24 protein-coding genes and 1 tRNA gene are annotated in these 23967 nt (G+C 33.6%); 16 read left to right on the forward strand and 9 right to left on the reverse strand.

Going from position 1 to position 23967, the window contains the following annotated elements; genetic code table 11:
- Positions 1-226: 226 nt before the first annotated feature.
- The 8 genes from ACOQOS_RS23055 to ACOQOS_RS23090 all read left to right on the forward strand — a co-directional run bounded on the left by ACOQOS_RS23055 (position 227) and on the right by ACOQOS_RS23090 (position 12086).
- Positions 227-1636 (forward strand): Cas10/Cmr2 second palm domain-containing protein, encoded by a 1410-nt coding sequence (locus tag ACOQOS_RS23055; protein ID WP_420572788.1) that lies wholly within the window; start codon positions 227-229, stop codon positions 1634-1636.
- Positions 1633-2199, forward strand: a complete 567-nt coding sequence (locus tag ACOQOS_RS23060; RefSeq protein WP_420572789.1) for a hypothetical protein — start codon at positions 1633-1635, stop codon at positions 2197-2199. The genes ACOQOS_RS23055 and ACOQOS_RS23060 overlap by 4 nt, the downstream gene beginning before the upstream one ends.
- Positions 2181-3587, forward strand: coding sequence for a hypothetical protein (locus ACOQOS_RS23065; protein WP_420572790.1), 1407 nt, complete (start codon positions 2181-2183; stop codon positions 3585-3587). The genes ACOQOS_RS23060 and ACOQOS_RS23065 overlap by 19 nt, the downstream gene beginning before the upstream one ends.
- Positions 3580-4896 (forward strand): RAMP superfamily CRISPR-associated protein, encoded by a 1317-nt coding sequence (locus ACOQOS_RS23070; protein WP_420572791.1) that lies wholly within the window; start codon positions 3580-3582, stop codon positions 4894-4896. The genes ACOQOS_RS23065 and ACOQOS_RS23070 overlap by 8 nt, the downstream gene beginning before the upstream one ends.
- 3 nt (positions 4897-4899) lie before the next feature.
- Positions 4900-5373: a TIGR04423 family type III CRISPR-associated protein gene (locus ACOQOS_RS23075; protein WP_420572792.1), complete on the forward strand. Its 474-nt coding sequence runs from the start codon at positions 4900-4902 to the stop codon at positions 5371-5373.
- Complete coding sequence (locus ACOQOS_RS23080; protein WP_420572793.1) at positions 5370-7571, forward strand: TIGR03986 family CRISPR-associated RAMP protein; 2202 nt, start codon at positions 5370-5372, stop codon at positions 7569-7571. The genes ACOQOS_RS23075 and ACOQOS_RS23080 overlap by 4 nt, the downstream gene beginning before the upstream one ends.
- A 9-nt stretch (positions 7572-7580) precedes the next feature.
- Positions 7581-8264 (forward strand): hypothetical protein, encoded by a 684-nt coding sequence (locus tag ACOQOS_RS23085; protein ID WP_420572794.1) that lies wholly within the window; start codon positions 7581-7583, stop codon positions 8262-8264.
- A gap of 2442 nt (positions 8265-10706) precedes the next feature.
- The gene (locus ACOQOS_RS23090) at positions 10707-12086 is read left to right on the forward strand and encodes a tyrosine-type recombinase/integrase (protein WP_420572795.1); all 1380 of its coding nucleotides are present in this window, start codon (positions 10707-10709) and stop codon (positions 12084-12086) included.
- 189 nt (positions 12087-12275) lie between these two features.
- Here the strand turns inward: ACOQOS_RS23090 and ACOQOS_RS23095 are convergent.
- Positions 12276-12349, reverse strand: a tRNA-Met gene (locus ACOQOS_RS23095).
- A gap of 132 nt (positions 12350-12481) precedes the next feature.
- Here ACOQOS_RS23095 and ACOQOS_RS23100 point away from each other — a divergent pair.
- Entirely contained in the window at positions 12482-12871 is a 390-nt protein-coding gene (locus ACOQOS_RS23100; protein ID WP_420572796.1) for an START-like domain-containing protein, read from the forward strand.
- Positions 12872-12924: 53 nt separating this feature from the next.
- Positions 12925-13761, forward strand: a complete 837-nt coding sequence (locus ACOQOS_RS23105; protein WP_420572797.1) for an aminotransferase class IV — start codon at positions 12925-12927, stop codon at positions 13759-13761.
- Between the two features lie 204 nt (positions 13762-13965).
- Here the strand turns inward: ACOQOS_RS23105 and ACOQOS_RS23110 are convergent, their stop codons facing one another.
- The 7 genes from ACOQOS_RS23110 to ACOQOS_RS23140 form a co-directional block, all read right to left on the reverse strand.
- Positions 13966-14535: a YqgE/AlgH family protein gene (locus tag ACOQOS_RS23110; protein WP_420572798.1), complete on the reverse strand. Its 570-nt coding sequence runs from the start codon at positions 14533-14535 to the stop codon at positions 13966-13968.
- A 136-nt stretch (positions 14536-14671) separates the two neighbouring features.
- Complete coding sequence (locus ACOQOS_RS23115) at positions 14672-14944, reverse strand: HU family DNA-binding protein (RefSeq protein ID WP_420572799.1); 273 nt, start codon at positions 14942-14944, stop codon at positions 14672-14674.
- Between the two features lie 184 nt (positions 14945-15128).
- Positions 15129-16076, reverse strand: coding sequence for a methionyl-tRNA formyltransferase (gene fmt, locus ACOQOS_RS23120; RefSeq protein WP_420572800.1), 948 nt, complete (start codon positions 16074-16076; stop codon positions 15129-15131).
- Between the two features lie 3 nt (positions 16077-16079).
- The gene (locus ACOQOS_RS23125; protein ID WP_420572801.1) at positions 16080-17978 is read right to left on the reverse strand and encodes a RecQ family ATP-dependent DNA helicase; all 1899 of its coding nucleotides are present in this window, start codon (positions 17976-17978) and stop codon (positions 16080-16082) included.
- The gene (locus tag ACOQOS_RS23130) at positions 17975-18520 is read right to left on the reverse strand and encodes an AAA family ATPase (protein ID WP_420572802.1); all 546 of its coding nucleotides are present in this window, start codon (positions 18518-18520) and stop codon (positions 17975-17977) included. The genes ACOQOS_RS23125 and ACOQOS_RS23130 overlap by 4 nt, the downstream gene beginning before the upstream one ends.
- A gap of 149 nt (positions 18521-18669) precedes the next feature.
- Entirely contained in the window at positions 18670-19191 is a 522-nt protein-coding gene (locus ACOQOS_RS23135) for a hypothetical protein (protein WP_420572803.1), read from the reverse strand.
- Between the two features lie 50 nt (positions 19192-19241).
- Positions 19242-20207 (reverse strand): tetratricopeptide repeat protein, encoded by a 966-nt coding sequence (locus tag ACOQOS_RS23140; RefSeq protein ID WP_420572804.1) that lies wholly within the window; start codon positions 20205-20207, stop codon positions 19242-19244.
- Positions 20208-20585: 378 nt separating this feature from the next.
- Here ACOQOS_RS23140 and ACOQOS_RS23145 point away from each other — a divergent pair, with 378 nt between their 5' ends.
- Positions 20586-20894, forward strand: a complete 309-nt coding sequence (locus ACOQOS_RS23145) for a hypothetical protein (protein WP_420572805.1) — start codon at positions 20586-20588, stop codon at positions 20892-20894.
- Between the two features lie 18 nt (positions 20895-20912).
- Here ACOQOS_RS23145 and ACOQOS_RS23150 read toward each other — a convergent pair whose 3' ends face one another.
- A complete protein-coding gene (locus ACOQOS_RS23150; RefSeq protein ID WP_420572806.1) occupies positions 20913-21074 on the reverse strand; it encodes a hypothetical protein in 162 nt (53 codons plus the stop codon).
- On the opposite strand from ACOQOS_RS23150, the gene ACOQOS_RS23155 reads away from it, so the two are divergent.
- The 5 genes from ACOQOS_RS23155 (at position 21065) to murA (ending at position 23874) form a co-directional block, all read left to right on the forward strand.
- Positions 21065-21310 carry a hypothetical protein gene (locus ACOQOS_RS23155; RefSeq protein ID WP_420572807.1) on the forward strand — a complete coding sequence of 82 codons (246 nt, stop codon included), beginning with the start codon at positions 21065-21067 and terminating at the stop codon, positions 21308-21310. The genes ACOQOS_RS23150 and ACOQOS_RS23155 overlap by 10 nt on opposite strands.
- Complete coding sequence (locus ACOQOS_RS23160) at positions 21289-21444, forward strand: T9SS type A sorting domain-containing protein (RefSeq protein WP_420572808.1); 156 nt, start codon at positions 21289-21291, stop codon at positions 21442-21444. Before ACOQOS_RS23155 ends, ACOQOS_RS23160 begins: the two co-directional genes overlap by 22 nt.
- A gap of 62 nt (positions 21445-21506) precedes the next feature.
- A complete protein-coding gene (locus tag ACOQOS_RS23165) occupies positions 21507-21797 on the forward strand; it encodes a DUF493 family protein (RefSeq protein ID WP_420572809.1) in 291 nt (96 codons plus the stop codon).
- Positions 21798-21900: 103 nt separating this feature from the next.
- Positions 21901-22545 (forward strand): DUF4290 domain-containing protein, encoded by a 645-nt coding sequence (locus ACOQOS_RS23170; protein WP_420572810.1) that lies wholly within the window; start codon positions 21901-21903, stop codon positions 22543-22545.
- A 21-nt stretch (positions 22546-22566) separates the two neighbouring features.
- A complete protein-coding gene (gene murA, locus ACOQOS_RS23175) occupies positions 22567-23874 on the forward strand; it encodes a UDP-N-acetylglucosamine 1-carboxyvinyltransferase (RefSeq protein WP_420572811.1) in 1308 nt (435 codons plus the stop codon).
- Positions 23875-23967: the final 93 nt, after the last annotated feature.

A 23967-nucleotide genomic window follows, 5' to 3' on the forward strand; every position in this document is an offset into this window, starting at 1 on the left:
TAGTAAACCTTTTTAGCGAAGTAGCCAGTTGGCGCGCGGGAATTTGAAATTGAAGCTGAACTTGAATTTGAAAAGGACAGTTACACAAAAACAGTCTAATAGCAAAGCGATCTAACATCTAAAAGCGCAGCGGTCTAACAGTCTAACAAACAATATACCTTCCTCAAGGTATGGAGCACCATTGATAATAGCACTTTCTTGTAGCTATCTATAAAAATCAAACATCATGCATACATATTATTATGGTTTTGCGGTGTACAGTATTCAATCGTACATTTTTGAAACCAACAAACTCAAAGAAATTATTGGTGCAAGTGAAATTGTGGAAAAAGTCTGTAAATCGAAGTTTCAATACCATTTTAAGGACTTTCTACAAAACGCAACCATTCTGCTACAAGCCGCAGGAAATATTCGTTGTGTCTTTTCTATTTCAGACGCGGAGTTGGACAGGTTTAAAGAAATCTATGCCAAATTCTCCATGTACATCACGCTCGAATATCCTGAATTAAAATTTTGTCAAGCGATTCTTGATTTGGAAGAAAAAAGCGATCCTACCGCAGAAAGTATTCAAAAGCTAAACCAGGCACTAGCAACCAAAAAACAACGACCTGTGTATTATCCGCGATTGGCATGCATGGGAGTTGCTCGAAATCAGCGAACACGAAAGATTCAATCGTATCCAATTGAAAGTAAACTCGATAAAGAACTCGATCTCGCAACAAAAATAAAACACAAGCATAAAGATGGTAAGTTATTGCTAGACAAGCTCAAAAATATTCACGCTGAATTCCCAATTGAACTTGAAGAGATAGCATCGGAACAAAGTTTTATTGCTTTGGTTCATATTGATACCAATGGATTGGGAAATTTTATTGAGAAACTCATCGATAACTCAGATAGTAAAGCACTTCAAAAATTTTCAAATGAAGTGGAAGCGGCTACGATAAATGCATTGGAAACTGCTATTAAAGAAACATTTCCTATCGTGAAAGATGCAATATGTGAAAAACAGAAAATTCCGTTTCGTCCAGTGTTGATAGGTGGTGATGATGTTACGGTAATTATCAAAGCAGAACATGCATTTGATTTTACACGAGTCTATATGTCTACTTTTGAAGATCATTCCAAGCAAATCAAAGAAACAAAAGGAAAAGGGTTGACAGTTGCTTCGGGCATTGCATTTACCAAACAAAAATTTCCACTACACTATACGGCAGATTTGGTAGAAGATTTGTGTAAAAACGCCAAAACAGGAAGCAATCGAGAATATAGTGCTATTCGCGTTCACAGAGTCCGAAATACGTATGCGAGTGATTTTGAACGTATCAAAGACTCAGAATTAACACCAAATGATAAAGACAGCTTCTACAATGCAAAACCATTTAGTATTGTGGAATTAGCACAGTTTCAGGCTGATGCATTGTCAATCAAAAAAGATGATTTCCCAAAAGCAGATTTGGAAGAACATCTATCACAAATTATTCTTGATAATCCACAGCGAACATTTCTCAAAGATCGCATGTTGGAAAAATTACCTAAGTCAAAAGCTGAATTCATTAAGGATATGCATAAGGAAGAACTTGACTTACCGTACTTATACAATCTAATCAATCTTCAAAAACTTGTAAAAGCATGAATACATTTTCCTATTCCGTAACCTTTCATTCGTATTGGTTACATCAAGACAAAGCAGGACAAAGTGTCGGCGTTGATAACAGTCCGATATTGGAAGACGATCATCCTATTTTTGGTGGTAAAGCCTTAAAAGGACTGTTTAGAGAGCAAATAACTGTGTTGCAAAAATGTAATGCACTCGCTACAGAATCAGAAAACTTAATAAAGTTGTTTGGAGAGCCCTATATACTTCAAGGTGATATCAAATTCAATACACTGAGATTGAAAGAAATTATTCCAAAAGCGCATCATCATTTGTTCTATAATAATTTAACAACAACAGCTATTGAAACGGATACTAAGGTAGCCAAAGAACATTCACTGCGCACCACTAAAGTTGTCATTCCAATGAAACTTCACGGAACGATTACCGTTGAAAACATGACGAATGAAACTAAGCTTGAAAATTTAAAACAAGACCTTCACTTGATGGCAGGATTAATCAAAGAAATTGGAAAAGATAGATACAAAGGCTTGGGCAGTTGTGTCGTAAAAATTGAAGAACCATGCAACAGTATACAGTAACTATTACCGCAAAAGAACCGTTGGTATTGCGCACGCAGTCAGGTTCAGAAGTACAATCGGATGTTATCGATTATGTACAAGGAGCGAAGCTCTTAGGATTGGTCGCAAAGCAATCGTATGCAGATTTGAAAATAGAGAATAAAGAAGCTCTTCACGAATTATTTCATTCTGGAAATGTGAGCTTTGGGAATGCCTATCCGATGTATCAGGAGCAAATCGGTCTGCCAGTTCCATTCTCTTTACACAAAAAGAAAGATGGAAGTAGATTTACTTTTTTTTCTTCTGATGATGATAAGAAGCAACAAAAAGAAGGTTTTATTATTTCCAAAGATTCAGAAACATTGCTTTTTACCGTGCCACAAGGCGAACGTTTAAAATCTGCTAGAGAGTTAAAGAGTAGACGTTCCAAAGATGAAAGCATGTATCTATACAGCTATATAGAAAGAAGAGTGCGTTTCCAAGGAAGTATTTCTGTAAAAGAATCATCCGATGAAATTGAAGAAGCAATTCAACAACTAAATGGCGAACACTACATAGGTACTTCCAAAGGAGAATTTGGACATGTAGAAATTAATGTCTCAAAAGCAACGCAAAAACCATTAGCAATAGCTGTCAAAGAAGAACAAATCACGATATATGCGCTTAGTGATTTAATCTTTTTAAATGAATTTGGTCAATATGCTACTGAAATAAAAGCTGAACTATTCGGTATTAAGAACGCGAAGCTGAACAAGAAAAAAACGTTTATTCAATTCAAATCGTTTCGCACGTACAATTCCAAAAGAAGAAATGAAGATGCTGATCGTATTGCGATTAAAAAGGGAAGTGTGTTGGTGTTTGAAAGTTGTGAGAAAGATCAAGATATTGAAATTAGTGCCGAAGTCATTAATAATGGAGTAGGCGTTCATAAATCGGAAGGTTTTGGACACATCTTAGTCAATCCTGAATTTTTACAAAGCAAGACTGTTCAAAAATTCAACGAAGATATTCGAGTGAATCTTACAAATAAAGAGGAAACTACTGAAAGTGAGTTCCTAAAACAACTTTCAGAACGTAATGAAATCATTCAAAAAGATCATGCAACCTATAAAGAAGCTGAAGAATTCATAAAAAATGAAGAGAATAAAAAGCTTTTTGCAAATACATCTAAAAGTCAATGGGGTGCAATTCGTAATTATATTTTAGAAGCAATCGGTTCTGATAATCAGAAAGAAACTTTACGAGAAAAATTAACGGATAAGAAAAAAGGATATTTACGTGAAAAAGCAAATGCAAACTGGAACGAGGAGCAAGCTGACGTAATTGATAAACTTATAAACCAAACAAATGCGGTTGAACTCTTACTAAAAATATGTGTTGAACTTCCTAAAACCTTAAAAAATGATTAAATATCTCGCAAATATGACCATCGAATTGGAAAGCCCGCTTTGTATTGCCAGTGGTTTGGAAAACAGTTACAGCGATACGCAAGTCCGAAGAGATTGGAACAATTTACCTGTCATTCCTGGCACTTCACTAAAAGGAGTGATCAAATCGTTGGCTTCTGATAAAGCTTTGGAACTTTTAGGAAAAGATACAGAACCGAATTCAAAAAAGAATACTGGAAAAGGCTCGTCATTAATTGTAAACGATGCGTTGTTGCAAAATAGTGAAGGAGAAATTTTCACTCAGCTAAACAATGAAGTCTTTCAAGATACATTGCTAAAGCATTATAAAATATTACCCAATCGCGAACATGTGCGTATCAATCATTTGGGTGTGGCGGAAGATCAAGGGAAATTTACCAATGCAATTGTACATAAAGGCAGTCGTTTTCAATTACAACTCAAACTTGAAGTTTCTGAAGCAAAAGATGAAGTTTGGGAAGAATTGTTAAACCTATTTTTCAGTCCAGATTTCTTATTGGGAAGTCAGGCGACCAATGGTTTAGGACGTATCAAACCGACTTCAATAAAGCATCGGAAATATGATTTACGTAACACAGAAGATTTAAACGATTTCTGTGTATTTACGCCATATTCAGAAATTTCTAATAGTAAAGAATTTACACAAAAAGCAACGCAATCTTCTTTCAAATCATATAGATCATTCAAATTTACAACTGACGCCATTCACATCGGAATCGGTTATGGAAATGATGAGGTAAATGCTTCCAATTTACAAGAAAAAATCATGTTGTGGAATGTTAGTGGAAACTTCACAGAAGCAAGAATCAATTATGTCATTCCTGGTTCTTCGATTAAAGGTGTATTAAGACATCGAACCTTTTATTACTTATGTCCAGCATTCGATTGGCGATCAGGTACAACTTTAGAAGCGTATACAAAACTTCAAGAAAATGCTAAAGCTGATTTGGAAAGCTTATTTGGAAGTGCTGCTGAAAATGAAAATGGTCATATTGGAAATGTCATTGTGGAAGATGTTACTCTTGAAAAAGATGATATCGTAGAAACTGCTTTTCAGCACAACAGTATTGATCGTTTTACAAGTGGAACGATAGACAAAGCTTTGTATTCAGAGAAAGTATATGCTATCAAACAACCAACACAACTTAATATATGGTTGTCGAATAAAGAGAAATTAACAGAAAATGTATTGGAAGCATTTAATAAAGCCATTGATGATCTAAAAAGTGGTCGATTGGCTTTAGGAGGAAACACTACCAACGGAAACGGATTTTTAAAAGTAGCGAATTAGATTATGGAAGATACAATCACACAACAAATAACAACAGACCAGCTATGGGATGTTTTTGATAAAGAATATTCTTGGAGTGGCTATCTATGGCAGGATGATACACATAAACCTTTTGTGTTTATAGATCAACTTGTGAATTACAGAGAATATTTTATGACCAAGATTCCTTTTATAGTGGAAGGATTTTTAGTCAACGAAACAGCAACAATTAGTCTAACCATCAAAAACATAGATGGTGTGTATTACTGTTATAAAAGTGAAAACTTTGCTACGTTGAAAAATGTACAAACTTTTCCAGCGCACAAAACATTTGAAAATACTGGAATCAAAGCATTGCAATTTATTCCAATTTTCAAAAAACAAAAAGATCCGTTTTCTGGAAAATTCCAAAAAAAAGAATGTGAAAAAAGTAATAATTCAGCATGCTTTAAAGAATACGTATATAGTCATCAAATTTTTAAAGGAATCCTATCATGAGTACCATAACATCAGCCTATAATTTTGTCCCAATTAATGAAAAAGTATGTCTTCCAGAATGGGCAAACGCTGTAAGTCAAGACATTCCCTTGCAAGGTTCGTTATCTGGAGTAATTGATCTCACAATAACCGCCAAAACGCCCATTTTTGTGAGAGGAGAAGTTTCTGCAACACATGCCAATGGACATCAAGAATTTACCTTTATGCAACACGACAATGGGTATTGTATTCCAGGAAGTAGCATTAAAGGAACGATTGCCAATGTGTTGGAAATTCTAACGTTTGGAAAACTAAAAAGAATCAATGATTATCGTTTCAGTCATCGTGATTGGTACAATGAAAATATATATGACAAGCAAAGTTTTGGTAGAAGAAACAAAGGTGGTTGGTTGTATTATGATCAAGTTGACGAATGTTATAAAATTGATTACAGTATCAAAAGAATTGGTCGAATAACGCACGGAGCTATTGACGCTCATTTTGAATCCAAATTTCAAGAGATCTTTGGGAAAGATTTTGATGCTTCCACTAGAGAAAAGAAAGATGAGCAAAAAGACAATGTACAATTCTTAAAATCAGCTCGAAAAAAATATGAACTATTAAAAATTGATACGTTTGAATTTGAGCAAAAGTTTTGTAAGATTCCGAATAGAGATGATTTGTATTCCATTCATAAAAACGATCCGCAAGCCAGAAAAGGAACTTTAGTTTTTACAGGACAATCTTCCAAACGAGAACAAGGAAGAAATGGGAGATGGCAAGGAAAGAACAAGGAATTTATCTTTTGGGAACCTGATGTTACAGGAATTAAGGTAACTGAAGAATTAATGGAAGATTTTCTATTTGCCTATTATGATCATGATCCTAAAGAACGAACGACTGACTGGGAACATTGGCGTGAAATATTAAAAAACAAAGGAAGAGTTCCTATATTTCTTCAATTGGACGGAAATAATAAGATCAAGCATTTTGGACTGTCAATGCTATATAAATTACCATTTAAAAACAGAATAAAAGATTTATTACCAACATCACATAATAACCAAACCTGCTATGACTTTGTAGAAACGCTATTTGGCTATTCTGTCGATAAAAAAAGCAACAAAGGAAGAGTAAGTTTTCAACATGCTTTTGCCGTTGATGAAATAAAGGAAGCTGCTACTAAAACTTTGATATTAGGCGGACCAAAAGCAAGTTTTTACCCGTTCTATGTAGCGCAATCATTTCACAATGGCAATACAACATACATAAATGGAAATTACAAAACATATAATAACAATGGGAATTTAGCTGGACGAAAACGCTATCCGATCAAAAAAATAAATCCATCTTTAGAAAACGAAGATAAAGCTGCTTTTTCAACCACATTTACACCGTTAGCGGCTAATACAAAATTCCAAAGTAAAATAGTCTATCACAATCTATTACCTGTAGAATTAGGAGCTTTGTTATGTACGTTGACATTTAACGGTGTAGAAAACTGTCATCACGGTATTGGAATGGCAAAACCGTATGGATATGGTGCTGTTAAGTTGGACATACTTATGGATGAAGCAACACGAAACAAAGCAATGTTAGCTTTTAGAGCCTATATGGAATCGTGGTGGTTACAAGAAAAGTTGGAAGGAACTTGGTCAGAAAGTGAACCATTACAAGAACTTATTGCGATGGCTCGATTTTCACATCAAACTGAAAAGCTTACCTATATGGAATTGAAAGATTTTCCAAAAATCATACAAGAAAAGAAAGCCTTACCACGATTTACCAAGTTTTTAGGAATTGAACCGTTTAGCTACCCTGAATCTTATCAAAAGGAAATCAAAGCGTTTGTAGAAACGGAAAAGGAGCGTTTAGAAGCTATTGAAGAAGCAAAACGTGTAAAAAAAGAAGCGGATGCAAAAGCAAAAGCAGAAGAAGAACGAAAAGAGATATTAGCTAACGGACTTCTTGCATGGCTTCCAAAAACAGAAGATTACGGTGTACTCGCAGGTAAAATGAATGAGTGGATTGATATGCGAAATGGAGAATGTGTAAATGATGAAACGGAAATGAATTATTTACTAGCTATCGTAACTAAATTAAGAAACAAAAAAGCGCCAAGGTTTCGGGAAAAATTCTTGAATGAAAAGAAAAAGAATGATCTAATTAAATGGATATGTTTAGATACTGCAGAAAATTTTATAAAAAGCTTTAAATAAAAAGAAATCATGACACCACAAACCATCACACAAATCACTTTTTATGATCGGAAATTAAAAACTTCTGAAAAGTCATCTCAATCTTTAGGAACAGCAAAATGGCAAGGTGACGTCTTGGATATCGTCAAACAAACCGAACATCCAGAATTGTATCATTTATTTCACAACAAAAAATCAGACTATCCGTTGATACAATTTCGTAACGATCAAGGATTTGCAGCCTTGGCGGGTATTGGCAACAAAGCGTCGTGGGCAGTAGGATATTTTGCTGAAGCCTATATGAAACAAGAGCCTGAAAAAAGCAAAAACATCCATCAGCAAACTGCGTATTACACACCTGTACAACTTGCCGAACCGCAAACCTATCATATAGAACGCTATCTATTTCCACGTAGCAAACGGAACAGCTATCAAAACTTGAAATCCGTTTGGAAAGATGTGGACGACATTACGAAGCGACTCAAAAAAAATATTGACGAATTGGTACACAAACAATTGGGTTTCTCATTACCTGATTACACATTGGAAATAAAAAACATAAGCGAACCCAAAAGCTTCCGAACCTACAAACCTTTCGGAACTTTCTTTGAACGTGGCATACAACTCAGATTTTCCACCAACATTTTATTGCCACCACTCACTGCCATTGCCACAGGAAAAAGCAAAGGTTATGGTTGTATCAAAAAAGTGTAACATAAAATAAAACGTTCTTTGACATCCTGTTCCCGCGCAGGCGGGAATCTTTTAAATCGAAACTGAAAGTTGATTTTGGCATTTGATGCCGTGAAAACTATTCTGCTGAAAGGTCTATCCAAATCCCAATGCGTTTTAGAAGTACTTGGCATTTGACGCCGTGAAAACTCTTGTGCGTGCTTGAAAACGATGGTTTCACTACTGTTTTAGAAGTACTTGGCATTTGACGTTGGGGACGAGCGTAAAGAAAAGGTTTAGTAAACCTTTTTAGCGAAGTAGCCAGCTGGCGCGTTGGAGTTTGGAGCAGAAAAATTTCTTGAAAACTATTGGCATTTGACGCCGTGAAAACCCTTTGGATTCGATCCATGTTTTTCCAGCAAAATAAGGTTTCGAAAGTACTTGGTATTTAGCGTTGGGGATGAAGCGTAAAGAAAAGGTCTGGTAGACCTTTTCAACGAAGTAGCGAGCTGACGCGCAGGAGTTTTGAAATTGAAGTAGAAACAGAACTCGAAATTGAAAAATTATAGAGAAAACATGAAGCATAATTATACTCAAAATGTACTTTTAAAAAACTATGAAAAATGAACCCTTTGCATAATATGGGCAAAATGTAAATATTAAAACCCTTGGGAAGTACTGTTATTGTTGAGATTAAGAAAAGTACGGGTTTGTAAAGTACTTGGCATTTAACGCTGTGAAAACTGTTGATCTGCTACCAATAATTCTAAATTGTCTTCGTTTAGAAAGTACTTGGCACTTGACGCCGTGAAAACTGTTGTAGAAGTATTTCTAGCATTACGTGTTGTAGGTATAGAAAGTACTTTGCATTTAACGTTGGGGACGAGCGTAAAAAATAGGTCTAGTAGACCTATTTAGCGAAGTAGCCAGCTGCCGCGTTGGAATTTGGAGGAGAAAAGTTTCTTGTGAACTATTGGCATTTAACGCTGTGAAAACTGGAAAGATCAATGTTTTCTTTCATACTTCTAATGTTTTGAAAGTACTTAGCATTTGACGTTGGGAACAAGCGTAAAGAAAAGATCTGTTAGACCTATTGAGCAAAGTAGCCAGCTGGCGGGTAGGAAATTGAAGTAAAAATGTTTCTTTTAAGTTATTGGCATTTGACGCCGTGAAAACTAGATTTTTTGAAGGTAAGGCAAAATTGGTTTATGTTTTAGAAGTACTTGGCACTTGACGTTGGGAACGAGCGTGAAGAAAAGGTCTGGTAGACCTTTTTAGTGAAGTAGCCAGCTGGCGCGTTGGAGTTTGGAGCAGAAGTTTCTTGTAAACTACTGGCATTTAACGCCGTGAAAACCTAATTCAGGATAGTTTGAACTGCAAATAATGTTTTGAAAGTACTTGACATTTAACGTTGGGGACTAGCGTAAAGAAAAGGTCTGGTAGATCTATTGAGCAAAGTAGCCAGCTGGCGGGTAGGAATTTGAAGTAGAAAAGTTTTTTGTGAAATATTGGCATTTAACGCCGTGAAAACCCTGGAGATCCAACGTTTCCTTTGTCGGTTGCTATTTAATAAAAGAGAGATAATTTAACGCCGTGAAAACTGTAAGAATAATAACTAAGGCAACCCATCATAATGTTTATAAAGTACTTGGTATTTTACGTTGGGGACGAGCGTAAAAAATAGGTCTTGTATACCTTTTTAGTGAAGTAGCCAGCTTGCGTGTGGGCACTTTTAAATTGAAGCTGAAATTGAAGTTGAAGTTGAAATTGTAATAAAAAGAAAAAACGTTCTATGATAATTTGAACCTTTGCATAATATGGACAAAATGGAAATGCTAAAACGCTTGGGAAGTACTGTTGTTGTTGAGATTAAGAAAAGTACGGGTTTGTAAAGCACTTAGTATTTAACGCCGTGAAAACTTTTCAGCAATACTCATCTAAGTATAAAAGGTCGTTTTAGAAGTACTTGGCATTTGACGCCGTGAAAACTCTTTGTATGCTTGTACTAGTTCTTCTCCAGAAAGAGTTTTAGAAGTACTTGGCATTTGACGCCGTGAAAACACATGTTAGATTATTAAAGCTTTCATTGCAATAGTGTTTTAGAAGTACTTGGCATTTGACGTTGGGGACGAGCATAAAGAAAAGGCCTGGTAGACCTTTTTAGCGAAGTAGCCAGCTGGCGGGCAGGAATTTGAAGTACAAAAGTTCTTCAGAAACATTGGCATTTGACGCCGTTAAAACCTTACTAAGCTTACGCAATTTGTTACAAAATCTGTTTTAGAAGTACTTGGCATTTGATGCTGTTAAAACTTTAAAACAAAAGTGAAAGTCAACGATAGAATACATATTGAACAGCATTAGACATATTTCTCATCCACACAAACTTATTACTCAACGATACATTAAAGATTTCCGTCTATCGTAACTAATCACAAACACATTCTTTACATAACTTCTAGGAAATAATATTAAATCCCCTAGAAGATGAAACGAATAAAATTGCCTAACAAACGACGACACAAAGGACTATTTATACATTGTACCCATTGTAAGAAAAATTTTTTTTGGACGAATGAAGTGAAAAAGTCTTCAGGAAGAGAAAATGAGAGAGAAGAGCCTTTGTGTGGCAAAGAAGAAGTTAAATTTTCTTCCTGTAAATTATTTAAAATGCATCGTTTTAAAGTCAAAGTATTTATTCCTGGAAGCGGAGGAAGGTTTAGAACAAAAAACTTAAAGGAAACGACTTTTAACGCTGCTGTTATAGCCGCTGTATCTTTTGAAAAAGAAGTAAAACTAAGTTATCATAATTTGAATTCTAATTCAAAGATTTATGGAACAGAAATACTTTTATTAGATGCACAAATCGCATACAAAAATTACCTTCTAAATGTAAATGTGCCAGCGCATCAAAAAAGAGAACGTACAAAGAAACATACTAAAGAAATTAAATATTGTCTGGATTTATTTAATAAAGCATTAATTAAAAATCGAGTTAATATTACGATTCTAAAAGTTGACGCAATTGAAGATAGGCATGTTGGAGTTTTTCATACCTATTTATTGGAGGATATGTCATATTCTGCGGTGTCTTACAATAATAAAATGCAATACTTAAAAAGTTTCTTTACTTGGACAATTCAAGAATTTGAAATTGATTTGTACAATCCATTTGATAAGGTAAGAAGAAGAAAAAGTGTATTAAAAAAAGAGATCATTACTCTTGAAGAATATGAAGCGTTACTAGATGTTATTTCTCCAAAAATAGGATTTCAAACGATACATGGAAAAAATAGAACGTATCGGAAGCAGCGTTATAAACCGTATTTAAAAAATGGAATTGAATTAGGCTTATACACAGGAGCTAGGAGAGAAGAAATAGTACGATTAAAATGGAATATGATTCATGTTGAAAATAACATCCCCGTTTTTATAGAAATAAGAAATTTTAAAGTAGAACGTCAAAAGGGAGATGGTTATAATGCTGATGTAGCACCTAAAATTATTCCAGTAATAAGAGGTTTACTTAATTTACTCAATAGAATGGGATATAAAGATAAAATAGAAAGCGATGAGTATATTCTATTTCCAGAAAGAAATATTACAATCGACGTTTTAAAAGATAACTTGTCTAGAGGTTTTAGTCATTTTTATAAACAATTAAACACAGGAAAAGAATTACAATTCAAGCATTTGCGAAAAACATATCTAACTTATCTAGCAATGACGATGAAAGAAGATACAGGTTTTTTATCTTCTCATACTTCAAAAGAGGTGTTAAGAAGGCATTATATTAATGAAAATGTGGTATTAAAAGCTGTTAAAAATGTAGAAATCTTCAATAAAAGCTCTAACCCACCGCTCTAGCCTAAAGGTATGTAGTGTAAAAGTCTGATTAAGTGATTGATAGGATATGAGAGGAAAAGAGAAAAAATGGTACTCCAAACAAAAAAAATGGTACTCCATACAAAAAATGGTACTCCAAACAGTACTCCACTGTAGAAAATGGAGCTATTAAAAATGAAATAACCCACTCAATATGAGTGGGTTATGTAGTAGCGAGATCGGGAATTGAACCCGAGACCTCCGGGTTATGAATCCGACGCTCTAACCAACTGAGCTACCTCGCCTTGTTTGCGGGTGCAAATATATAAACTATTTTTTTTTGAGCAAATAATACACAAAATTTATTTTTTTTGTTCTTTTCTTTTAAACTTATCAATTAATGTATATATTGTCAGAACATAATCAAGAAATACAGTATGTCAGATAAAATTAAATACGAAATTGAGTTCCCTATCCAATCTTCACCACAGCTTTTATTCCAATATTTGTCTACACCTTCAGGATTGTCTGAGTGGTATGCAGATAATGTAAATTCCAGAGGAGAAGTTTTTACCTTTATTTGGGATGGTAGTGAAGAAACAGCAAAATTGCTAGGGAAAAAAAATAATGAACGCATTCGCTTTCAATGGGAGGAAGATGAAGATACATCGTATTATTTTGAAATGAAGATCGTAGTTGATGAAATTACGAAAGATGTCTCCCTAATTGTCATCGATCATGCAGATGATGAAGATGAAGTTGAAGAAGGTAAAATGTTGTGGGAAAACCAAATAGGAAGCTTAAAACAAGTTTTGGGTTCACGCTAAGAAAAACCATTTTTAAAAAGTATATTTGCCTTGAGAAAATCAAGGCTTTTTTTATGGTAAATTTTAACGGAAATATCAACGAAGAAAAAACATTGCTAAGTGTCGAAAACAGAGGACTTAAGTATGGAGATGCTCTTTTTGAAACATTGAGAGTTGTCGCAAATAAAATTCTTTTTTGGGAAGATCATTATTTCAGATTAATGGAATCTATGCGAATTCTTCGTATGGAGATTCCGATGAATTTTACTATGGAATTCCTAGAAGAAGAAATTCTAAACACAATGAAAGCCAACGAATTGAAAAATGCTCGCATACGTTGCACGGTTTTCAGAGGAAACGGCGGATTATACGCACCAAATTCGAATGATATTGAATACATAATTACTGCCAATGAGTTAAATTCTCCATTTTATTTGCTTTCAGAAGAATCATATACAGTTGATTTATACAAAGATTTTTACATAAACAAAGGATTACTTTCTACTTTAAAGACCAATAATAAAATTATAAATGTATTAGGGAGCGTTTACGCGAAAGAAAATGACTTAGACAACTGTTTGCTTGTCAATGAAGATAAAAGCGTTGTAGAAGCTCTAAATGGAAATATTTTCTTGGTGAAAGGAAATGTTATCAAAACACCTCCAATTACTGATGGTTGTTTGAAAGGAATCCTGAGAAAACAATTGCTTGAAATTATTGAAAAAACGTCTGATTATGAGCTAAAAGAAGAAAGCATTTCACCTTTTGAAATTCAAAAAGCAGATGAGTTTTTTATTACGAATGTAATTCGAGGAATTGTACCTATCACAAAATACCGTAAAAAGAATTTTGAATCTAAAGTAGCAAAGGATTTACTTGCTAAACTTAATATGCGAATTCGCTTAGGATAGTTTTTTAGTTATGAGTTGAAATTGACTGATAACACATTCACATTACTGGCAATGAAAAATTAACCGCAAATAAAGAAATAAAAAAATACTTTTGCTAAGAGCTAAGAGCTAAGAGCTAAGAGCTAAGAGCTAAGAGCTAAGAGCTAAGAACGATAAACACTCCACAAATTAGCGAAAAAAACAAAAATCGAAGTGACCGAAAACCTAATTATGACTAGGATCTTCGGGAGCATTTGACCAAATCAAATATTCGCCACCAAATTCCATCATTTTATTTCGCCAAATAGATTTACAAGATTTAGAAATGATTTCTTTTTTAAATTCATTTTCTACAATAATCCATGAATTCGAATTCAATTCTTCACTCAATTGATTGGCATGCCAGCCAGAATAACCCAAGAAAAACTTAATATCATCTTGTTGTAATTTATCTTCTTCAAGCAATTTTACAATCGATGAAAAATCGCCGCCCCAATAAATTCCTAAGGAAATTTCAATACTGTTAGGGACTAAATGCGGAATTTTATGAATAAAATATAAATTATCTTGCTCTACTGGTCCACCATTATAGACTTTAAATGTTGTTTTTGCATCTGAAAACTGAGGAATTAAATCAGAGAGATTAACATTTAAAGGTTTATTTAAAATAAAGCCAATCGATCCTTCTTCGGTATGATCTGCAAGCAAAACTACTGATCTATTGAAAGATACATCTCCAATAATGGAAGGTTCGGCAATTAAAAGATGTCCTTTATTGGGTTTTAAGGCTATCATTTACGATTTTTTAGGTTACTTAAATCTATTAAAAAAAAACGGAATAATCAAATTCGCACTGCCTTTGCAACCTACCAAAACTAAAAAAGCACTCAAATTTGAGTGCTTTTTGTCTAATTTATATAGTAAACTATAATTAGTTAACTGCTTTTCCTAAATCAGATCCTGCTTTAAACTTTACTACTTTTTTAGCAGCAATTTGGATAGTTTTTCCAGTTTGTGGATTTCTTCCTTCTCTTGCAGCTCTTTCTGAAACTGACCAAGATCCGAAACCTACTAGAGAAACTCTGTTTCCATTCTTTAAAGCTCCTTCTACATTTCCTAAAAATGATTCTAATGACTTCTTTGCTGCAGCTTTAGAAATTCCTGCGTCAGCAGCCATTGCGTCAATTAATTCTGTTTTGTTCATAATCGTTGAATTATTAATTGTTTGGTTAAACATTATTTTTTAAAAGCAGTACAAATTTATACGGATTTCCTTCTCATGCAAGTAATAGCGCGGGAAAACACCGTTTTTGTTAATAACTTCATGCGATTGTTAATAAACACGCCCCTTTTTTATTGTTTTTCTCTCATATCAGTAGATATAAGGGTTACGAGACTTTTGCATCTTTTTCGAAAGAAAAACCATTCAGTAAGGATTTAATCTCCATCGAACGCTTTCCTGGAAGTTGAAGAATCTTGACTATAATATAGCCTTCTTTTACAGCAATTTTTACTTCTTTTTTAGAAGAAATCACAGTTCCAGTGAGATACGAATGCGGTTCTACTAGTTTTTCTACTTCATATATTTTTATAGCATAAGTGTCATCACCATTATATAATGTTGTCCAAGAAGCAGGATACGGACTCAATCCGCGAATTTTATTATATATATTGTCAATACTGTCTGTCCAATCAATCTTGCAAGTATCTTTATGAATTTTATAAGCAGTTCTGACATCTTCTAAATTTGGCTGAATCGTAGTTGTAACTTCATCTTTTTCTATGTGATGAACAGTTTTTACAACCAATGTGCTTCCAATGTCCATTAACTTGTCGTGTAATGAACCTGCATTTTCTGAAGGATCAATTTCAATTTCCTCCTGAAAAATCATGGCGCCAGTATCAATCTTTTCATCAATAAAGAAAGTCGTCACACCAGTTTTTGTTTCTCCATTAATAATAGCCCAGTTAATTGGTGCTGCGCCTCTGTAATTAGGAAGTAAAGAAGCATGTAAGTTAAATGTTCCGTATGCTGGCATTTGCCAAACAACTTTAGGCAACATTCTAAAAGCTACTACAATTTGTAAATTAGCATTGAGCGCTTTTAATTCTGCTACAAATGACTTTCGTTTTAAGTTAGTAGGCTGCAATACATTCAAATCATTTGCCAAAGCAAATTTCTTTACAGCTGATTGATGCATCTTTCTTCCACGTCCAGCAGGTTTGTCGGGAGCAGTAATAACTCCAACCACATTATAGTTAGCGTCCAAAAGAGCTTTTAATGTAGCCACCGCAAAATCTGGCGTACCCATAAAAACGATTCTCAAATCTCTCATATATTATATGGTATAAGTGTTTGTTTCTGTTAATCTAATTTTTTCTGCCTCCAAAAGTAATTGAATAATTGTTAATATCAGGTTTTCCCGATAAGGTAAAAGCGCACAAATTTCGGTTGAAGTCATCGGTTTGGTTTGCAATACTTTTAAAATGTCGTCGCGAATCAATAGTTGTAATTCGGTATCTGGCGTTTTCGTTTTTTGTGCTTTACACACGGAACAAATTCCACATGGAGTTTTTGAGTCTTCACCAAAATAGGAGAGCAGTTGTATGTTTTTGCATGTTTCTGTATTCTTTACATAATTTAGAACAGCTTCAACACGCTTCTTTTTCAATTCATTTTGTTGACGAACTTCTTTTGCAATTGGATGAATCGTTTTATCATCTTCACGAGCCACTAAAAAAGTAACTTCAGCATCAGTTTGTATTTCTTCTAATAATATGATTTCATCTTTTGCTAATTGCTGAATCGTCTCCGTAATTTTATCCTTTGGCAAGCCTAGTTTTTGAGATAAAAACGTAATGTTGATATTTATTTTCTGTTCAAAAACACCGCCATACGTTCGCAAGATCGCCTGCGTGATTAAACTTAAATGCGGATGGTTGTCCAAATAGTTTAATAAATTAAATTGATCAACCACAAACTTAAGCGTCGTTTTTTGACGAAAATTCTGTGATAGTTGAATCACGCTATGTCTGTCTAATAATTGTAAAGCCGTATATGTTTTTTGGGTGGGAAATTGATATGCTTTACAGAATTCGTAAAAAGCCAAAGCATGTTTAGTATCATAACCTTCACCGTAGGCAATTTGGAAGAAACTACATAGTTTCCTGAAAACGAGTTTTAAAAAATCGACACTTGGTAAGTTGTGAATGAATTGTTTTTTTAAAATTTCAATATCATTTACATCTGTAAGAATGATAGCGTTTGCATATTCGCCATTTCGTCCGGCACGTCCAGCTTCCTGGTAATAATTCTCTAAACTATCAGGCAATTGTACATGAATCACATTTTTAACATCAGGTTTGTCAATACCCATTCCAAAAGCATTTGTGCCTACAATCGTTTGTACTTTGCCGTTCAACCACTTTTGAAGGTTGTTTTTTTTCTCTTCCGACGAAAGTCCACCGTGAAAAAATACACTGGTAAATCCTTTTCGAGTTAGCGATTCATGAATACTGACCGTACTTTTTCGATTCCGCGTATACACAATACATGATTGCGGATATTTACGAAGTGTTTTCTCGATGGTCAATAGTTTGTTTTCAGTTTCTAAAACGGTATATGCTAAATTTTCACGTGTAAATGACTGCTGAAAGGTTTGTACATCTTTTAAATGTAAACTTTCTTCAATATCTTTTACGACAGTTGGAGTAGCCGTTGCCGTAAGCGCAATACAAGGTACATTTGGTAAAATTTCACGAAGTGTGTTGATGTTTTTATACGCAGGACGAAAATCATTTCCCCATTGCGAAATACAATGCGCTTCATCAACGGCAATCAAATTTACAGGCATTTGCTTGATGCGTTCCTGAATCATTTCTTGCTGCAAACGTTCTGGAGATAAATACAGAAACTTATAATCTCCGTACACACAATTATCTAATAACGCACTAATTTCTTCATTCCGCAATCCGCCTGTTAAGGCAATTGCTTTAATTCCGTTGACTTTTAAGTTGGCGACTTGATCTTGAATTAAAGCAACTAAAGGCGAAATTACAATACAAATTCCATCTGCCATGAGAGCAGGAATCTGAAAGCAAATAGATTTTCCGCCACCAGTTGGTAGTAATGCTAAAGTATCTTTTTGTTGAACGACCGCTTGAATAATTTCTTCTTGCAAAGGACGAAACGAAGTATGTCCCCAATATTTTTCTAAAAGTGCAAGCGGTTTGGTCATTCGTGATTTTTAAGTGTATTAAGGATGAACGAAACACGTTCTGAAACGGTTCCAAACGGAACATCTATCAAATTGTAGCCATAGTTTTCATAAGCTATTGTCAGATACTTTTGAATGGTTTCTGCTTGTTCAAAACTTTCATAACGTTCATTGTCTTGTTCGTAGATTTCTTTCCAAGGTGCTAACATAAAAGCAACATCATATTCATAATCTTTGCAGGCATTACGAAACATATCAGGATATTCGTCACCAGTGTAATCCATATAGGCTGCTACATCTGGAATTCCACGATCATAAAAAGCGTACTCTTTATCAAGTGCTTTTGCATCATTAAATTGCTGAATTCTGCCTTTTAATAACAATTCACTAAATAATAAAGGTTGTGTTAGAAATAATTGTTCAATGCCTTTTTTTTGTGCTGCTGCTGTAACTTCTCTTGAAATTTCATGAAAACAAGTATGTCCATTTTCTTCTAATGCAGTAATCAACGTAGACTTTCCTGTACCAGGTCCGCCAATAATAAGTACTCTTTTTGTGTTCAATCTGAATAATTTATGGTGTAAAATTAAGCAAAATGATAAGAATATGAAAGCGTTGCTAGTTGTTGGTTTTTTGCGAATTTGTTGTTTGAGTATATGTTCTTTAAAATTTTACACAATACTCAGAATTTTATGAATACCTAATATCAGATTTAATTTTTTAAATCCATAAGATAAGAAGACAGATCGCAATCTTCTTTTAGTTCATCTTTTATAAGCGTATTTAAGAGTTTAAAAGCACAAATATACCTTTCTTTGTTTTTGCTAATACAAATTCCGCCGTTCCATCTTCCATTTTGGATAGCATCTTCAATATCTTTTTCATCTGTATATGCATCACCATTTTGTTGTAACAATTTCATAGTATGTCTTTGCATGCATTGCATGTTTGATAATGTAAAATAACCGTTATCATGATTAATTTTATGAACGATTGTATCAATGAGCTGAATAATGATTGATTTTTCCACGATATCTTCCAAACACATAGACATTCCGCCATATACAAGCGGAATGGATTGTATTGCGATTTGATTTTTGTATTCGTGAATCCAAGAATCTTCAGAGAAATCATGAAGTTCAATTTCATAGATAAGGCAATATTGAATTGCTTCTATAAAACCATCACTAGCCCAAAAACCAACATTATTAAGTTCAATAAAACTACTAGCCATTTTATCTGTACAGATTTAAGATGAAGTTAAAACTACTTCTTTTTCAAAGACTATTCATTTAATAGTTTATAAAAATGAGATTCTTTGATTCTTTTAAAAACAATCGCTTTTATTTTTTCTGAATCATCTTCAAAAATTCCCCAACTTGGTACTTCAATTTCGGTGTCAAAAAGATGGATATAATAATTTGTCCATTCATCATTATTGAGGTTCACTTTTTTTGAATAGAAGTTATTCATTGCATTTTCAAGAGAAGACTTTAGCGTTTTTGAATCGCTATTCTTTTTTAGAATATCTATAGTGGTTTGTACTAATTTGTCGTTGCTTGCAAATCCATTTCCAAAAACATGTGGAAGCAAATAGTGTAAGGCTTTATCAGAATTCCCCAAACCGTTATATATTTCTCCATAAATTTGAGCATTATGAATTTCTTCTGCTGCAAACGCATTTCCGCAAAAGTGTTGTAATGGATATTTTTCGCTTACTTTTTTGTATTTTAGAGCGTTTTTAAAATCCCCTTTTTTAATAAAGATTTCGGTGAGTCTATTGCTTGCATCATGTTTGTAATTTGCATACGGATTTGCCATAAGTCCATTTCGTCCGCTATGATCTCTATCGTCTGCATTACTTTCTAATAATTTTTTTAAATAAGATATTTCATCTTCGTCATATTGTAGTAATGAACTAATATGAGCCAAGTTATATAATGCTTTTGGGTATAAATTTGATTTTGGAAATGAGTCAATAAATTTATTAAAACCTTCTAACGCAATTTCAAGTAAATCTTCTTTTTCAGTTAATAAGATATCATGTTTAATTTTACCTTTAGTGGAAGTAGTATCAATATATTTTAAAGTCGTATCAATATATGTTTTTTCAATTACTTCAAAGTATGCTACAGCTTTTGAAAACATCATAATTTCTTTATTCTCTCTTTGATTGGAAGCACTGTTTTGTAGCGATTTACAAGATGTAAAACATAAAACGACAAGTATAATACCGAAAAATGATTTCATATATAAGAAGTATTTGTTCCTTCAAAACTAGCTATAAAAGCTAAATTAGAAAACGTATATTGAGTTAAGTAGTTCTTTCAATTAGGGAATTGACTTTAATGTTATTTTTGCCTTGATGCAAATCAAGTTTGCCATGATACAAATTAATTGATATTAGATTTTTCTCTGTCAAATTTTCACTCTTCTTTATTTCTCGGTAATTCTATCTGTTTTATACAAACAGGCAATTTCTACTTATAAAAAAACTAGAAATTATAACACATTTGTAATATCATAAAAGTCAAATAATGAAATTGTTAGTTAGTTTTTTTTTGATTTTTACAGGCGGAATCCGAAAAGCCAATTTAAATAGAGTAGGACATTATAAAATTTAAAATTATGAACAATTTTGTCATAGCAACGAATTCAGATGGACGCGTAGAAGCTTTTTATATTGACGAGGCAAAAAATGTAGCGCATACTTGGCAGGTAGAAGCAGGAAATAAATTAGTTTGGTCTCAAGCCGAGGCACTTTTTGGCATTAGAGGAGAATCCACGGGACCTTTGAATGGAGCAGTTAAAGTAGCTGCAACAACTGATTTAAAAGGGCAAATTCAGGTTGTAGCTGTTACTGAAGCTGGAGAATATTTTATATGCTATCAAGTAGAAGGAGTATGGGAAGGTTGGTTAAAAATTGAGCAACAATAATTTATAGTAAAAAGCAGACTATATAATATTTTGATATTGTATTGTCTGCTTTTTATTTACGTGTATAACTTTTGCGCAATCGTATACGTCGCTTCGAATGGGAAATACGGTTAGCGTCAATAAAACTCCGTTTGGAGAATCTTGCTTAATGGGCGTTGTATTTGAATCAGATGATGCCATGCGATGATTTTTGTAACGTGCCAATGGTGGCGATATTTTTGTTTCATGCGCGAGCGATTCTAATTGGATATAATAATTACATGTATTCCGATTTAGGAATCACGATTAACCTAGTAGAAACCATCATTTTTAGCAATGAAGATGCAAGCAGTTTTGTATATGTTCAGCAGAGAATTGAAGAAGCAGAAGCTATTTGGTTTGTAGGTGGTGATAAGTGGAATTGTTTGATAGTTTAGGTAGATTGATCATTCAGCAAGATGTTTCAAATCAATTAGAAACAACTATAAACGTTCAACAATTACATACAGGAACTTATTTCTTAAAAGTGAAAACCCAGCAGAAAACATTCCTCAAAAAAGTTATCAAATAGTTAAACTGTTAAAAGTTTTCCAAGAAGCTGTATCTTTGCCATTCATTAGAAAAAAATATAGCATGAGTTCAAAAAACGATTCACAAGCGTTTTATGCAAAACTAAAAACACAATTAGAAGATACTACACAATTTCCAACATTATACATGTACAAATTTATTGTTCCTTCTGATGAAAGTAAAATAAAACAAGTACATCAAATATTTGACAATTTAGGAGCTGTAATAGACACAAAACAATCTTCAAAAGGTACGTATACTAGTGTTACCATCACGGTAAATATGAAAAGTGCCGACGCTGTAATTGAAAAATACAAAGAAGTAAGTGTTGTAGAAGGTATAATTTCTTTATAACTAGCGGAGTTATCTAGATTTTTTTTACTACTTTGCAATCACAAAATAATCTTCACAAGAACTTTATTTTACTTCAATATTTACCTTACAAACAAATTTTATTTTGATTGACCAGTTAGAGTATAACACAGAGCGTAAACGATTGATTATTCCTGAATATGGAAGACATATTCAAAAAATGATCAATATCGCAGTAGCAACAGAAGATGCAGAAGAACGCAATAAACAAGCAAAAGCTATTATTGGTGTAATGGGAAATTTACAGCCACACTTACGCGACGTTCCAGATTTTCAGCATAAATTATGGGATCAACTATTCATTATGTCAGATTTTAGACTTGATGTTGATTCTCCGTTTCCAAAACCTTCTAAAGAAGTATTACAAGAACGTCCTGAACCATTAGGATATCCGCAAAACTTCCCTAAATATCGTTTCTATGGAAATAATATCAAGCGCATGATTGATGTGGCAAATAGTTGGGAAGAAGGCGAAATGAAAGTAGCTCTTGAGTATGCAATTGCGAACCATATGAAAAAATGTTATCTCAATTGGAACAAGGATACAGTAGAAGATTATGTGATTTTTAAACACTTACTCGAATTGAGTAATGGGAAAATTGACTTAGCAGCCAAAGATGAAGATTTATCTGATGCTTCTAATCTTTTAAAACAAAAGAAGAAATTTTCGCATAACAACAAAAATCAACAACGAAACAATAAAAATCGTAACAACAGAAAACGTTACTAACAAAATACATTATTATATTTTATGGGGACTTTTAAGATTGAAGGTGGTCATCAGTTAAAAGGAAGTATTCAACCACAAGGAGCAAAAAACGAAGCTTTACAAATTTTATGTGCAGTTTTGTTAACTCCAGAAAAGGTGACAATCAATAACATTCCTGATATCGTTGATGTCAATAAATTAATCATGCTTTTAGGAAACTTAGGTGTGAAAATTCAAAAAAACGGACCTGGATCTTATACGTTTCAATCTGATGATATTAATCTTAAATATCTAGAATCAGAACAATTTAAAGAAGAAGGACGAGGACTGCGTGGATCTATTATGATTGTAGGACCATTATTAGCGCGTTTTGGTAAAGGATATATTCCTAAACCTGGAGGTGATAAAATTGGACGCAGACGTTTAGATACACACTTTGAAGGTTTTATAAAATTAGGCGCTAAGTTTAGATACAATAGAGAAGATTATTTCTATGGTGTAGAAGCAGACAAACTTCAAGGAACATATATGTTATTGGATGAAGCTTCTGTAACTGGAACTGCAAATATTGTAATGGCTGCTGTTTTGGCAGAAGGAACTACTACAATTTATAATGCCGCTTGTGAACCATATTTACAACAATTGTGTAAAATGCTAAACAGAATGGGCGCCAAAATTAGTGGTGTTGGTTCTAATTTATTAAGTATTGAAGGTGTAGAAGAGTTAGGCGGAACACAACACAGAATGCTTCCAGATATGATTGAAATTGGAAGTTGGATTGGTTTGGCAGCTATGACACGTAGCGAGTTGACGATAAAAAATGTAAGTTGGGATGATTTAGGTCAAATTCCTGATGTATTTAGAAAATTAGGAATTACTGTTGAACGTAAAGGAGATGATATTTACGTGCCAGAACATAAAGATGGTTACGAAATTCAAAACTATATTGATGGTTCTATCTTAACTATAGCTGATGCACCATGGCCAGGATTTACACCTGATTTACTAAGTATTATTTTGGTAGTTGCCACACAAGCGCGCGGAAGTGTTTTAGTGCATCAAAAAATGTTTGAAAGTCGTTTATTCTTCGTAGATAAATTGATTGATATGGGCGCAAAAATTATTTTGTGTGATCCGCATAGAGCAAGCGTGATTGGTCATGATTTTAAATCACAGTTAAAAGCGACTACGATGGTTTCTCCAGATATTAGAGCTGGAATTTCATTATTGATTGCTGCATTATCTGCAAAAGGAACTTCTACAATTCACAATATTGAACAAATCGATAGAGGTTACGAAAATATTGACGAACGTTTACGTGCCATAGGAGCAAAAATTGTGCGTTTGTAACTGAATTTACATAAAAACATATACAAATGAATCATTTTAGTTTACTAAGGTGATTCATTTTTTTATTTCTAAAAGTTGATTGCTTTTTTTAGA

It is taken from the genome of Kordia sp. (genome assembly GCF_965224175.1).
GTDB lineage: Bacteria > Bacteroidota > Bacteroidia > Flavobacteriales > Flavobacteriaceae > Kordia.